The organism is Pseudomonas sp. S07E 245 (assembly GCF_019599025.1).
Taxonomy (GTDB): domain Bacteria; phylum Pseudomonadota; class Gammaproteobacteria; order Pseudomonadales; family Pseudomonadaceae; genus Aquipseudomonas; species Aquipseudomonas shirazensis.
Window position 1 is genome coordinate 5,326,616 of record NZ_CP080625.1, and the last position, 14,065, is coordinate 5,340,680.

Below are 14,065 nucleotides of genomic sequence, written 5' to 3' on the forward strand. Positions count from 1 at the left end.
GGATCGTTTCCAGCATGGACGTTCGGCGCGCACTTTAGGGCGTGAACCAGGCAAGATCAACAGGCAATCCCCACCTGTTCGTCGCGGATCGACGAGCAGTTACTGGAATAACCGACTCGTATTACCGACAGATGTTCCTGAGCAGGCTCAAACGTAAATAATTGTGGAACAGGCAGGGATCTGGCGGCGAACCCCTGAAAAGCTGCGTTCATTGCAGGTCGGTGATATTTCACTGCAAGAACCCGCAAGTAAGCACTGTAGACCGTTGGTCAGTGGTTCGCTGGATCACACGTCGAGGCAGGGAGTGTTCACATTTATGGCCACACAGTCAGCGCCTGCGAGTGGCCAAAAAAAGCATAAATTTTTTGTTACTACAGCGGGGGCGCCCGATCACAGACGCCCCCGTTGATTCAGGAAGCCACCGTCTCGGCCGGGGAGACGATGCTGGTCTTGGCACCGCGAGAGCGCCCCGAACTCAGATAGGCGGCAATCGACTCCTGGGTCACCTCGCCAAGGAACACCTGCTCGGCGTCCAGCACCGGCAACCACGCCCGGTTGAACTCGTACATCCGCGACAACAGGATGCGCAGGTGCTCATCGTGCGAAGCGGTGGCGTTGAACTGACGCAGGAAGTCAGCACAGGTGCCCTGTTGCCGGTGCATGTCGCGGCGGCGCACATAGCCCAGCGCCTTGTTCGCCGCGTCGGTCACCACCACGTAGCGGCGGTCGTGCTCGTCGAGCAGCTCCAGCGCATCGGCCACTGGTGTCTCCGGGCTGACCGACGGCGCGTTGTCGGCGGCGTCCTCGGCGCGCACCAGCAGCAGCCGCTTGAGGGTGCTGTCCTGGCCGACGAAGTTGCTGACGAAGTCGTCCACCGGGTGCGCCAGCAGGGTATCCGGATGATCCAGCTGGAGCAGCTTGCCCGCGCGGAAGATAGCGATCTTGTCACCCAGCTTGATCGCTTCGTCGATGTCGTGGCTTACCATGATCACGGTCTTGTTCAGCGCCCGCTGCATCTCGAAGAACTCGTTCTGGATCATCTCGCGGTTGATCGGGTCGACCGCGCCGAACGGTTCATCCATCAGCAGTACCGGCGCATCGGCGGCCAGTGCGCGGATCACGCCGATGCGCTGTTGCTGGCCACCGGACAACTCGCGCGGGTAACGCTGCAAGTACTGCTTGGGTTCAAGCTTGATCATACTCATCAGTTCGCGCGCGCGGTCGTGGCAGCGTTGCTTGTCCCAGCCGAGCAGGCGCGGCACTACGGTGATGTTCTCTTCGATAGTCATGTTGGGGAACAGACCGATCTGCTGGATCACATAGCCGATACTGCGGCGCAGGCTGACTTCGTCCAGCCCGGTGGTGTCCTCACCTTTGATGAACACCTGGCCTGAGGTCGGTGTGATCAGGCGGTTGATCATCTTCAAGGTGGTGCTCTTGCCGCAGCCCGACGGGCCGAGGAACACGCAGATTTCGCCTTCGTTGACGGTCAGGTTGACCGAGTCGACGGCTTTGACGTCCTTGCCGTTGGCATGGAAGGTCTTGCTGAGGTTCTTCAATTCGATCATGAGCGCAGTCCTCGTGGAGTCAGGGCACGTTGCAGGGCTTGCAGGAGCAGGTCGGCGACAATCGCCAGCAGGCTCACCAGCACCGCGCCGACCAGCAGCATCGACATGTCGCTGCGGCTGATGGAAGTCAGAATAAGTACACCCAGGCCACCGGCGCCGATGGTCGCGGCGATGGTCATTACGCCGATGTTCATCACCACGGCGGTGCGCACCCCGGCGAGGATCACCGGCACGGCGATCGGCAGCTCGACCATGCGCAGGCGCTGGCCGAAGGTCATGCCGATACCGCGGGCGGCTTCACGGATGCCCGGTTCGACGTTGGTCAGGGCCAGGTAGGTGTTGCGCAGGATCGGCAGCAGTGAATAAAGGAACACCGCCGTGATCGCCGGCAATGGGCCCAGGCCCTGGCCGAACTTGGAGTAGAACGGCAGCAGCAGGCCGAACAGGGCAATCGAGGGAATGGTCAGCAGCACCGTGGCGCTGGCCTGCAGTGGGCCGGCCAGGACCGGGAAGCGTGTCATCAGAATGCCCAGCGGCACGCCGAAGACAATCGCCAGGCTGACCGCGATGCCGACCAGGGTGATGTGCTGCCAGGTCAGCTGCAGCACCAGCGCCCAGTCGAGGTGGGCAAAGGTATCGAACAGGCTCATGGCTGTACCTCTTTGTCGGCAGTGCCGGGCAGCGGGTGCTCACGCAGGAATGCAGCGGCAACCACCGACGGGCTCTGGTGTTCGACGTCGACCTTGGCATTGAGCTGGCGCATGGTCTCGTCGTCCAGTTGCTCGGCCAGCGGCTTGAGCAGGGTGGCCAGTTGCGGGTTGGCGTCGAGCACCGCTTTACGTACCACCGGCGCAGCGGTGTAGTCGGGGAAATAGTGCTTGTCGTCTTCCAGCAAGGTCAGATTGAACGCGTTGAGGCGACCATCTGTGGTGTACACCAGGCCGGCAAACACCTGATCGTTGCGCAGCGCGGTATAGACCAGGCCGGCGTCCATCTGGCGGATGTTGGCGCGGCCGACCTGCAGGTCGTACAGCTCTTTCAGGCCCACCAGGCCATCCGGGCGATTGGCGAACTCGGTGTCCAGCGCGACCAGATGCTTGCGCTTGTGCTCGTCACGCAGCACCTGATTGAGCTGGCTGATGTTGCGCACCTGCGGATACTTTTCGGCGACCTTGCTGGGCAGGGCCAGGGCGTAGGTATTGCTGAACCGCGACGGGGTCAGCCAGATCAGGTCCTTTTTCGCATCCAGCTGTTTGACCTTGGCGTAGGTCGCTTCGGCACTGGTCATGCGCTCGTCGATATGGTTGTACGAGACCAGCGACACACCTGTGTATTCCCACATCAAATCGAGCTGGCCGGTTTCTTGCGCCTGGCGCGCCAGGCTGCTGCCCAGGCCGCCGGTCACGCGCACGGCAAAGCCATTGGCGCGCAGGTATTGCGCGGTGATTTCGGCGAGTACCGTCTGCTCGGTGAACACCCGGGCACCGATGCGAATCTGCGGTTTTTCCGCCGCTTGGGCAAATCCTGCCAACAGCAGGCCCGCGCCAAGCAACAAGGCGATGGTTTTTCTCATGGGTTCCCTCTACTTATTGAGCCAGACCGCGTTCCAGCCAGCGTTTGCTGGAGAAACTCACCAGCACATCCAGCAACAACGCCAACGCCGCCGTGCAGGCCGCGCCGAGCAGTAGCTGTGGCTGATTGTTCAAGGCAATGGCAGGGAAGATCAGGCTGCCAAGGCTGTTGGCGCCGATCAGAAACGCCAGCGGCGCGGTGCCGACATTCAGCGCCAGAGCAACCCGCACGCCGCCGACAATGATCGGCACGGCGTTGGGCAGTTCGACTTGCCAGAGTTGCTGGCGCGGAGTCATGCCGATGCCGGTAGCGGCTTCCTTGAGTGAGGCGGGGACGTTTTTCAGGCCTTCGTAGGTGTTGCGCACGATCGGCAGCAGGGAGGCGAGAAACAGCGCGAAGATCGCCGGGCCTGCGCCGATGCCCAGAAAACTCAGGGCGATGGCCAGTACGGCCAGGGGAGGGATGGTGTTGCCTACGTTGAAGAACTGCATGAAGCGCTCGGCTTTGTCGACCCGGTGCGGTCGACTCAAGGCAATCCCGGCGGGGATGCCCACGGCCAACGCCGCCGCCATCGAAGCCAGCACCAGCACAAGGTGCGCTTGCAGGTAAAACCACAGATCGTCGCGATAACGCGCGATTGTATCGAGGCCGATCCAGTGGATCAGCAGGGCCAGGATGACAAGCGCGGTGGCCCATCCCATCAGCCCTTTTCCGTAGCGTCTAGCCACAGGTGGACTCCTTTTCTTGTCGTCGGCGAACAGTGCTGCGCAGCGCGGCCAGTGCAGGCGGCGGGCAGAGTGATCGCGAGTAGCAGCGTGGCGCTCAGCAAAGCTGCGCGGACATGCCATGAGCCAAGCCCCGTCGGGCTCGAAAATGCAGGTATTACCAGCCCCAAACTGCAATGGTCAGCAGGGGGTGGACGTCTCCGGGGACGCAAAGGTTCCCATCTACGGCGGCAGTTGGCCAGTGTTAATCACTGGCAAGGCCAATTCATGGCGCGACAAAAACAGCGGATTTATCCTCTGCAGGCGTTGAAATACCTACGCTGGGCCGCTTCGTGGACATTTGCCTGTGTGGCTGCAAAAAACTCGGCTGGCCAGGCATTGGCTGATGGCTTACGCCGCTGGGCAGGGCGCTGCGGCTGTGTTTGGGTCTATGGGCGGTTTCGGGTATAATCTGCGCCCTTTTTTCGATCCCCATTCAGGCGATTTCCCATGACCAACCAGGCCGCCGAAGTCGCGAAGCGCCGCACTTTCGCAATCATTTCCCACCCCGACGCCGGTAAGACCACCATCACCGAGAAACTCTTGCTGATGGGCAAGGCCATTGCCGTCGCCGGTACCGTGAAGTCGCGCAAGTCCGACCGCCACGCCACCTCCGACTGGATGGAAATGGAGAAGCAACGCGGTATCTCCATCACCACCTCGGTCATGCAGTTCCCTTACCGCGAACACATGATCAACCTGCTCGACACCCCGGGCCACGAAGACTTCTCGGAAGACACCTACCGCACCCTGACCGCGGTCGACTCGGCCCTGATGGTGCTCGATGGTGGTAAAGGCGTCGAGCCACGCACCATCGCCCTGATGGACGTCTGCCGTCTGCGTGACACGCCGATCGTCAGCTTCATCAACAAACTCGACCGCGACATCCGCGACCCGATCGAGCTGCTCGACGAGATCGAAGCGGTACTCAAGATCAAGGCCGCGCCAATCACCTGGCCGATCGGTTGCTACCGCGATTTCAAGGGCGTTTACCACCTGGCCGGCGACTACATCATCGTCTACACCCCAGGCCATGGTCACGAGCGCACCGAGGTCAAGATCATCGAGAAACTCGACTCCGATGAAGCCCGCGCGCACCTAGGTGACGAGTACGATCGCTTCCTTGAGCAACTGGAGCTGGTACAAGGCGCCTGCCACGAGTTCAACCAGGAAGAGTTCCTCAACGGCCAACTGACTCCGGTGTTCTTCGGTACCGCGCTGGGTAACTTCGGTGTCGACCATGTGCTCGACGCTGTGGTCGACTGGGCGCCACGCCCGCTGGCGCGCGTAGCCAACGAGCGGACCGTCGAGCCGGTCGAAGAGAAATTCACCGGCTTCGTGTTCAAGATCCAGGCGAACATGGACCCGAAACACCGCGACCGCATCGCCTTCATGCGCATCTGTTCGGGCAAGTACGAAAAGGGCATGAAGATGCGCCACGTGCGCACCGGCAAGGACGTACGCATCGGCGACGCCCTGACCTTCTTCTCCTCCGAGCGTGAGCAACTGGAAGAAGCCTTTGCCGGCGACATCATCGGCCTGCACAACCACGGCACCATCCAGATCGGCGACACCTTCAGCGAAGGCGAAAGCCTAGGCTTCACCGGCATCCCGCACTTCGCCCCGGAATTGTTCCGCCGCGTGCGGCTGAAAGACCCGCTCAAATCCAAGCAGCTGCGCCAGGGCCTGCAGCAGCTCGCCGAAGAAGGCGCGACCCAGGTGTTCTTCCCGCTGCGCAGCAACGACATCATCCTCGGTGCGGTCGGTGTGCTGCAGTTCGACGTGGTCGCCAGCCGCTTGAAGGAAGAGTACAAGGTCGAGTGCGGCTACGAGCCAATCACGGTCTGGTCGGCGCGCTGGATCAGCTGCGAAGACAAGAAGAAGTTCGAGGAATTCGAGACCAAGGCCGTGGAAAACCTCGCCGTCGATGGCGGCGGTCACCTGACCTACCTCGCCCCGACCCGGGTCAACCTGGCGCTGATGGAAGAGCGCTGGCCGGACGTGAAATTCCGCGCCACGCGGGAACATCACTGATCTGATTATTGGGGCCGCATCTGCGGCCCCAATGCTGTTCAGTTACCGGCTTTGATACTGGTCCACAGGCGAGTGCGAATGCGGTCGATCTTGGCGGGCATCGCCTCCAGTGCGTATAGCTTGCCCATCACATCGTCACTCGGGTAGATCATCGTGTTGCTTTTAAGTGCAGGGTCGACCAGCGTGTCGGCCTTGAGGTTGCCGTTGGCGTACTGCACATGGTTGCTGATGTTGGCCATCACCTCAGGCTGCAACAGGTAGTTCATGTAGGCGTAGGCCTGCTTCTCGTCGGGCGCATCGGCTGGCATGGCGACCATGTCGAACCACATCGGTGCACCTTCCTTGGGGATCGAATAGCCAACCTTGACGCCGTTCTTGGCCTCTTCGGCGCGGTTCTTCGCCTGCAGCACATCGCCGGAGAAGCCAACCACCACGCACACGTCGCCATTGGCCAGGTCGCCGGTGTACTTGGATGAGTGGAAGTAGCTGATGTACGGGCGCACCTTCATCAGCAGTTCTTTGGCTTTCTCGTAGTCCTTCGGATCCTGGCTGTGGTGCGGCAGGCCGAGGTAGTGCAGGGCAATCGGCAATAGCTCGGGGCCGTTGTCGAGCACCGCCACACCGCAGCTCTTGAGCTTGCTCATGTACTCGGGCTTGAAGATCAGGTCCCAGGAGTCGACCGGCGCGTTGTCGCCGAGCACCGCCTTGACCTTGTCGATGTTGTAGCCGATGCCGGTGCTGCCCCACAGGTAGGGGAAGCCATACTGGTTGCCCGGATCATTGACCTCCAGCGCCTTGAGCAGCACCGGATTGAGGTTCTGCCAGTTGGGCAGTTGGCTCTTGTCGAGCTTCTTCAGGGCCTTGCCCTGGATCTGCCGGGCCATGAAGTGGTTCGACGGGAACACCACGTCATAGCCGGAGTTGCCGGTCATCAGCTTGCCGTCGAGGGTCTCGTTGCTGTCGAACACGTCATAGGTCGGCACGATGCCGCTGGCCTGCTGGAATTTCTTCAGGGTATCGGGGGCGATGTAGCTCGACCAGTTGTAGATCTTTACCGACTCGGCGGCGTTGCTGACACAAGCGGCGAGCATCAGGGGAGCGATTAGAAGCGTGCGCATGTCCGGGGTACCTTGCTTTGTGTGTTGTTATCGAAGGACGGCAGAGGCGATCAGCGATCAGAAAATCAATACATAGCTCTTGCGCACGGTTTCTTCGATGTCCCAGATCCCGGTGCTGTTGGCCGGTAGCATCAGTGCGTCTCCGGCTTCTATGAGTAGCGGTTCGCCTCCATCAGGGGTGAAGGTGCAGCGGCCCTTGATGAAATGGCAGAACTCCTGCTGCACGATCTGCCGGCGCCAGCGCCCTGGGGTGCACTCCCAGATACCGGTTTCGACCCCATCGCTGCGTTCGACGCTGGTCACCGACGTCACGGCGACTGGCTCCCCGAGCGGCACGGCGACCGCGTTGGATTCCTCGAGTACGGCGCTGTCGGTGTGTTTGAACTGGGTGATGTTCATGACCAGTGAATCCTGTGTTGAGAAAAGGGCAAGTCAGTGCATGAAGCCTTCCATGAAGTCGGCCACGCCGCTGGCCAAGCGCCGGCGCCAGGGGGCGCTGGCGGGGTTGGCGAGGGTGCGGTCTTCATGGACGAAGCTGCGGATGATCGCGTTGTAGCCCAGCCAGCGGCAGGGCTCGGGCGGCCAGCTCGCCAGGCTCGTCAGCGGGCAGTTGTCGTGTACCCAGGGCTGTGCGGTCAGCTGGTTGTGCTGGCCAAGAATCAGCGCCGCCAGGGTGCGCCCGCCCAGGTTGGTCGCGCCTACACCTTCGCCGCCGTAGCCGCCGGCGAGGGCGATGCCGCGCTGACGATCACACAGCATGTGCGGGCGGAAGCGCCTGGCCATGCCCAGGTTGCCGCCCCAGGAATGGGTAATACGGGCGTTTTTCAGCTGCGGGAACAGCTCGCCAAACAGATAGCGGCGCAGCTCGATCTCGTGGTCCTTCAGATTGAAGTCTTCGCGCAGGCGGCCGCCAAAGCGATAGCCACCACGCGCACCGAACACCAGGCGGTTGTCGGCGGTGCGCTGGCCGTAGGTGACTTGGCGGCTGTTCTCGCTGAAGGCCTGCCCCTGGTTCAGGCCGATCTGCTCCCAGGTTGACTCCGGCAACGGCTCGGTGGCGACCAGCAGGCTCTGCACCGGCAATTGGTGCTTGCCTAGCGGCGGCAGGCTGGCTGCGTAACCCTCCACGGCCGGCACCAGCCAATGGGCGCGGACGTTGGCATGGGGCGTGCGCACCATGCCAGGCTGCAGATCAAGCGCAGGGCTGTTCTCGTAAATGGTCACGCCCATGCGCTCGACCGCTCGGGCCAGGCCGCGCACCAGTTTGGCCGGCTGGATGGTGGCGGTGTGCGGGCTGAAGATCGCTCCGTAAGGGCTGCTAACGCGCAGCTGTGCATCCAGTTGTTCAGGACGCAGCCAGCGGTAGTCGTGTTCGTTCATGCCCTGGCGGTAGAGCTCGTCGAGGTGGGCACGCAGGCTGCGCTCCTGCTCCGGATACCGCGCTGCGCAGTACAGTACGCCACCTTTGCGGTAGTCGCAGTCGATGCCTTCATGCTGCAGCACGTTGTGCACTTCGTCAGGGATGCCATGCAGCAGGTCGATACTGGCGCGGCGCAGCTGCGGCGACAGGGTAGCGAGTAGGCGGTCTTCGCCCAGCAGGTTGCCCATCAGCCAGCCGCCGTTGCGCCCGGAGGCACCGAAGCCGGCGATGTTGGCTTCGACAATGGCAATGCTCAACTGCGGCGCCTGCTGTTTCAGGTAATAAGCGGTCCACAGGCCGGTGTAGCCGGCGCCGATGATGCACACGTCGACATCGAGGTCCTTGGCCAAGGCCGGGCGGGCGTCGAGGGGCTCGTCGAGCTGGTCCATCCAAAGGCTGATCGTGCGCCAGGGTTGCATCAGGTGCAGCTCCACATCGGTAAGGTCTGTGGCTGATCCTAGGTTGTGCTGGCGGCGGCTGTCTTACGTGCGTGCACGCAGCGAAAGTTGTTTTACGTAAGCCTTGGGCGACAGCCCGGTGTGCTCGCGAAACGCCTTGTAGAACGCCGACAGCGAGTTGAAACCGGCGCCGAACGCCAGCGCATCCATGGTGGCACCGCCGCTGCTGCCGTCGAGCCCGGCCAGCAGGTGCTGCAGACGCGCCTGGTTGACGTAGCGATAGAAGCTCTGGCCGAGCACCTGATTAAGCAGGTAGGAAATCTGATTGCGGCTGTAGCCGCTGTCCTTGGCCACTTGTTGCAGGTCCAGCTCAGGGTCCAGGTAGGGCCGCTGGCGCTGAAAGTAATGCTCAAGATCCTGCGCCATGGTGCTCAGCTGACGCGGTGACAGGCCCAGCCGGCTGGTGGCAGGGCGCAGGCCGCCGTTGCTGATGCTCTTGCTGCCCTGACGGACCAGTGTGGCGTATTCGTTGACCCGCCAGATCAAGCCGTCCTTGACGGTGATCGCCTCACTGGAGTGAAACGCAGTCAGGCCATCGCCGCCCTGCACCGTGACCTCGTACTGGATGAAAGCGGTGCAGCCGTCGACCCTGATGCGGTCACTGTGAATGATGTCTTCGCCTGCTTCACGGGGCAGGCAGGCGCGTACGTAATCGCGCAGCTCGGCATGGCCCATTACACGGTTCTGGAAGAAGTCGTGGTACTCGACGTCCGGGTGATACAGGGCCATCACCCCGTCGAGGTCGCGGTGTTTCCAGCACAGGTGATAGCGCAGCACGGTGTCGGCTGTAACGGGCGTCTGGGCGGGGCCGTCGGGCAGGGTAATCGATGTCATGGGGTGATGGTGCCGGGCCGCTCAGCGCCGGGCAAGTGCGCGTTGCCGAGGCCCCATTGCAGAAACCCTGAGTGGTATATGGCCATTCGGGTTTTATGCACGATCTTCCCTATACGTTTTTTTGTAAGTAGTTGATTTATATAGATGTCATTTTTTGTCGCAATTGGCACAGTGTCTGCACTAGTGCAAGTGCAAGCAAACGGAACCGTTGCTAACTACAAAAGGCGCTGCCACATGATTACCACTGCCGAGCTATCACCCACTGCCGCCGATGCCTCGAACCATTCGGGCGTGTCCTGGGCGGCGATCTTCGCCGGTGCCGCTGCTGCTGCGGCCCTTTCATTGATCCTGATGATCCTGGGCGCGGGCCTGGGCTTCGCTGCAACTTCGCCATGGGCCCATGAGGGTGCCAGTGCCAAGGCGCTGGGTATCTCGACCATTATCTGGCTGCTGCTGACGCAGATTATTGCTTCGGGCGCCGGTGGCTATATTGCCGGTCGCCTGCGGGTCAAGTGGGCCAATCTGCATGCTGATGAAGTGTACTTCCGCGACACCGCGCATGGCTTCCTGGCCTGGGCTGTGGCGACTCTGGTAACCGCAGTACTGATCGTCAGCATGCTCGGCAACGTCCTCAGCGCTGGCGCGCAGGCCGGTGCAGCTGCAGTGGGCGGCGCGGCTACCGCTGCGACCGCAGTAGTTGGCAAGACCGATGCTGACCCAATGGGTTATTACATCGACAACCTGTTCCGCAGCGAAGGCCCAGCGCCTGTAACAGACGACGCTGCTACCGCAGTTGCCGGTCGCATCGTTGCCCGTGCCGTAGCCAACGACGGTGCTCTGTCTGCTGATGACCGTACCTACCTGGCGCAATTGGTTGCTCAGCGTACCCGCCTGACTCAGGCCGAGGCCGAAGCTCGCGTCGACCAGATCTATACCGAAGTGCAGCAGGATGCACAGAAAGCCAAGGTAGCTGCTCAAGAAGCCGCTGATACCGCCGCCAAGGTCGCTGCCTGGACCGCTCTGTGGACCTTCATCGGCCTGCTTTGCGGCGCGTTCTTCGCCTGCCTTGCTGCCCTGTTTGGTGGCCGTCAGCGTGATCAGGCTCGCTGGATCGACGTCGACGACGCGGCTTATGTCGGTCGCCGTACCGTTCACACCAACAGCGCGCCGATTCGCTAATCAACTGAACTGACCAGGAGAACTACCATGCGCTCGATTCTGCTTTGGATGATTGGGGTACCGATCCCTGTGATCATTTTGATCGCGATCTTCATGCACTGATAAAACCGGGGGGCGCTTTGCGCCCCTTTCGCGACACAAGGCCGCTGCTACAGCTCAGACCGCGTATTTCGTTATCTCGCGGTGTCTGTAGGAGCGGCCTTGTGTCGCGAAAGGGCTGCAAAGCAGCCCCAGCTATCTAAAGAAACTGCTCCGCGTAATGACACGCCACCTGCCGCGTCCCCACCTGCCGGAACGCCGGCACCTCCTTGCTGCAACGCTCCGTGGCATACGGGCAACGCTTGTGAAAGGCACAGCCATCTGGTGGATTCAACGGATTGGGCAGCTCACCCACAATCCGAATCTTCGGCTTCAACGGGTCTGGATGAATCGCCGGCGTCGCTGACAACAACGCCTGGGTATAAGGGTGCAGCGGCTTGTCATAGATATCCGCCTTCGGCCCCATCTCCGCAGGCCTGCCCAGATACATCACCAACACCTGATCAGCCACATGCCGCACCACCGCCAGGTTGTGCGAGATGAACACGTAAGCGGTGTTGAATTCCTTCTGCAGGTCCATGAACAGGTTCAGCACCTGGGCCTGGATTGACACATCCAGCGCCGATGTCGGCTCATCCGCCACCAGCACCTTTGGCTGCAGCATCATCGCCCGGGCCAAGGCAATGCGCTGGCGCTGGCCACCCGAGAACATGTGCGGATAACGCTGATAATGCTCCGGTCGCAAACCCACCTGCTGCATCATTGCCTGAACCCTCTCGCGGCGCTCCTGCTTGCTCAGCGAGGTATTGATCAGCAATGGCTCGGCCAACTGGTCACCAATCTTCTGCCGCGGATTGAGCGAGGCATACGGGCTCTGGAACACCATCTGCACATCACGGCGCAGTTGCTTGCGCTGCTCCTTGCTGGCGCCAGTGACTTCGGTGCCAGCGATCTGCAACGAGCCGGCAGTGGGTTCTTCGATCAAGGTCAGGGCGCGGGCCAGGGTCGACTTGCCGCAACCCGACTCGCCGACCACCGCGAGGGTCTGGCCCGCTTCGAGCTCGAACGACACGCCATTGAGTGCCCGCACCAGGGCATGGCCCTTGAACAGGCCGCGAGAAACCTGGTAATGGCGGGTAAGGTCACGTGCGCTGAGTACGGCAGTCATCACGCCAGCTCCTGGTTCAGTGGATAGAAGCAGCGCGCCAGGCTCTGGTTCTTGGGCTCGAGCGCTGGTCGCTGCGTGCGGCAGTTGTCGCGCACATACGGGCAGCGCGGCGACAACAGGCAGCCCTGCGGCCGGTCATAGCGGCCGGGGACGATGCCGGGCAGGGTGGCCAGGCGTTCGGCACCGATGCTGTGCTCGGGGATAGCCGCCAGCAAGGCTTCGCTGTAGGGATGCGCGGGCACGTCGAACAGTTCAGGCACCTGACCAACTTCAACGGCCTGGCCGGCATACATCACGCAGACCCGCTTGGCGGTTTCGGCCACCACGGCGAGGTCATGGGTGATCAGGATCAGCGCCATGTTGCGCTCCTGCTGCAGGTTGACCAGCAGCTCCATGATCTGCGCCTGAATGGTCACATCCAGCGCCGTGGTCGGCTCGTCGGCAATCAGCAGCTTGGGCTCACCGGCGATGGCCATGGCAATCGCCACACGTTGGCTCATGCCGCCGGAAAGTTGGTGCGGGTAGGCCTGCAAGCGGCTTTCGGCAGCCGGAATCTCGACTTTTTCGAGTAGCTCCAGGGCCCGTTGCCGGGCCGCTTTGCCTTTTAAACCGAGGTGCTGGCGCAGTACTTCTTCGATCTGGAAGCCGACCGTGTAGCTGGGATTGAGCGCGGTCATCGGGTCCTGAAAGATCATCGCGATGTCCTTGCCGACGATCTTGCGCCGCTGGCGGCCACTGAGCTTGAGCATGTCGGTGCCGGCGAAGCTCATGGTGTCTGCGGTGATCCAGCCGGGGGCGTCGATCAAGCCCATCAGGGCCATCATGGTCACCGACTTGCCCGAGCCGGACTCGCCGACGATGGCGACGATCTCACCGGCATCGACCGCCAGGTCCAGGCCATCCACCACCGGCACTGCCGAGGCATCGCCGAAGCGCACATTGAGGTTGTTGATCTGCAATAGTGACATGGCGTGGTCCTCAGGCGGCGTTCTTGAGTTTCGGGTCCAGCGCATCGCGCAGTCCGTCGCCCATCAGGTTGATTGCCAGCACACTGAGCAATATGGTCAAACCGGGCAGGCTCACCACCCACCAGGCGCGTTCGATGTAGTCGCGGGCCGAGGCCAGCATGGTGCCCCACTCAGGCGTTGGCGGTTGCACACCCAAGCCAAGAAAGCCCAGTGCTGCGGCATCGAGAATGGCTGAGGAAAAGCTCAAGGTCGCCTGCACGATCAGCGGCGCCATGCAGTTCGGCAGCACGGTGACGAACATCAGCCGCGGCAGGCTGGCGCCGGCCAGGCGGGCAGCGGTGACGTAGTCGCGGTTGAGTTCGCCCATCACCGCGGCGCGGGTCAGGCGCACGTAGGCCGGCAGCGAAACGATGGCGATGGCGATCACGGTATTGATCAGGCCAGGGCCGAGGATCGCGACGATGGCCACTGCCAGCAGCAGCGAAGGCAGGGCCAGCATCACGTCCATCAGGCGCATGATCGACGGCCCGAGAATCCGCGGGAAGAACCCGGCCAAAAGGCCGAATAGCACGCCCGGGATCAGCGAAATCACCACCGACGACAGGCCGATCAGCAGCGACAGGCGCGCGCCCTGGATCAGCCGCGACAGCAGGTCACGGCCAAGCTCGTCGGTGCCGAGGATGAACTGCCAGGTACCGCCTTCGAGCCACACCGGCGGGGTCAGCAGGAAGTCGCGGTACTGCTCGCTCGGGCTGTGCGGCGCAACCCATGGCGCGAACAGCGCGCAGAACACCACCAGGGTCATGAATGCCAGGCCTGCGACCGCGCCCTTGTTGCGCGCGAACGCTTGCCAGAATTCCTTGTACGGTGACGGGTACAGCAGGCTTTGATCGACCGGGCTGGGCGCGGTCACGGTGTTGCGTGTATTACTGCTCATGACGGG

General features: G+C 62.1%; 13 protein-coding genes. 2 read left to right on the forward strand and 11 right to left on the reverse strand.

Annotation, left to right across the window (positions count from 1 at the left end):
* Positions 1-410: 410 nt before the first annotated feature.
* The 4 genes from K3F44_RS24470 to K3F44_RS24485 are packed head-to-tail and all read right to left on the reverse strand — an operon-like array spanning position 411 to position 3,841.
* Positions 411-1,568, reverse strand: coding sequence for a betaine/proline/choline family ABC transporter ATP-binding protein (locus tag K3F44_RS24470; RefSeq protein ID WP_220633127.1), 1,158 nt, complete (start codon positions 1,566-1,568; stop codon positions 411-413).
* On the reverse strand, positions 1,565-2,218 hold the full coding sequence (locus K3F44_RS24475; RefSeq protein WP_101316729.1) for an ABC transporter permease: 654 nt from the start codon (positions 2,216-2,218) through the stop codon (positions 1,565-1,567). The genes K3F44_RS24470 and K3F44_RS24475 overlap by 4 nt, the downstream gene beginning before the upstream one ends.
* The gene (locus K3F44_RS24480) at positions 2,215-3,141 is read right to left on the reverse strand and encodes a glycine betaine ABC transporter substrate-binding protein (RefSeq protein ID WP_220633128.1); all 927 of its coding nucleotides are present in this window, start codon (positions 3,139-3,141) and stop codon (positions 2,215-2,217) included. The genes K3F44_RS24475 and K3F44_RS24480 overlap by 4 nt, the downstream gene beginning before the upstream one ends.
* Positions 3,142-3,154: 13 nt before the next feature.
* A complete protein-coding gene (locus K3F44_RS24485; RefSeq protein WP_219860630.1) occupies positions 3,155-3,841 on the reverse strand; it encodes an ABC transporter permease in 687 nt (228 codons plus the stop codon).
* A 513-nt stretch (positions 3,842-4,354) separates the two neighbouring features.
* Here K3F44_RS24485 and K3F44_RS24490 point away from each other — a divergent pair.
* Entirely contained in the window at positions 4,355-5,938 is a 1,584-nt protein-coding gene (locus K3F44_RS24490) for a peptide chain release factor 3 (RefSeq protein ID WP_150570795.1), read from the forward strand.
* Positions 5,939-5,976: 38 nt separating this feature from the next.
* Here K3F44_RS24490 and K3F44_RS24495 read toward each other — a convergent pair whose 3' ends face one another.
* From K3F44_RS24495 to K3F44_RS24510, 4 genes are all read right to left on the reverse strand, one after another.
* Positions 5,977-7,056 (reverse strand): polyamine ABC transporter substrate-binding protein, encoded by a 1,080-nt coding sequence (locus K3F44_RS24495; protein WP_220633129.1) that lies wholly within the window; start codon positions 7,054-7,056, stop codon positions 5,977-5,979.
* Positions 7,057-7,113: 57 nt separating this feature from the next.
* Positions 7,114-7,455 (reverse strand): cupin domain-containing protein, encoded by a 342-nt coding sequence (locus tag K3F44_RS24500; RefSeq protein ID WP_220633130.1) that lies wholly within the window; start codon positions 7,453-7,455, stop codon positions 7,114-7,116.
* A gap of 33 nt (positions 7,456-7,488) precedes the next feature.
* A complete protein-coding gene (locus K3F44_RS24505; protein WP_220633131.1) occupies positions 7,489-8,895 on the reverse strand; it encodes an FAD-binding oxidoreductase in 1,407 nt (468 codons plus the stop codon).
* A gap of 63 nt (positions 8,896-8,958) precedes the next feature.
* Positions 8,959-9,768, reverse strand: coding sequence for a nuclear transport factor 2 family protein (locus tag K3F44_RS24510; RefSeq protein ID WP_101316741.1), 810 nt, complete (start codon positions 9,766-9,768; stop codon positions 8,959-8,961).
* A gap of 234 nt (positions 9,769-10,002) precedes the next feature.
* Here K3F44_RS24510 and K3F44_RS24515 point away from each other — a divergent pair, with 234 nt between their 5' ends.
* Positions 10,003-10,947 (forward strand): hypothetical protein, encoded by a 945-nt coding sequence (locus K3F44_RS24515; protein ID WP_150570798.1) that lies wholly within the window; start codon positions 10,003-10,005, stop codon positions 10,945-10,947.
* 238 nt (positions 10,948-11,185) lie between these two features.
* Here K3F44_RS24515 and K3F44_RS24520 read toward each other — a convergent pair whose 3' ends face one another.
* The 3 genes from K3F44_RS24520 to K3F44_RS24530 are packed head-to-tail and all read right to left on the reverse strand — an operon-like array spanning position 11,186 to position 14,059.
* Positions 11,186-12,154: a peptide ABC transporter ATP-binding protein gene (locus tag K3F44_RS24520; protein WP_101316745.1), complete on the reverse strand. Its 969-nt coding sequence runs from the start codon at positions 12,152-12,154 to the stop codon at positions 11,186-11,188.
* Entirely contained in the window at positions 12,154-13,122 is a 969-nt protein-coding gene (locus tag K3F44_RS24525; RefSeq protein ID WP_220633132.1) for an ABC transporter ATP-binding protein, read from the reverse strand. Before K3F44_RS24525 ends, K3F44_RS24520 begins: the two co-directional genes overlap by 1 nt.
* A gap of 10 nt (positions 13,123-13,132) precedes the next feature.
* Positions 13,133-14,059, reverse strand: coding sequence for an ABC transporter permease subunit (locus K3F44_RS24530; RefSeq protein ID WP_181108495.1), 927 nt, complete (start codon positions 14,057-14,059; stop codon positions 13,133-13,135).
* Positions 14,060-14,065: the final 6 nt, after the last annotated feature.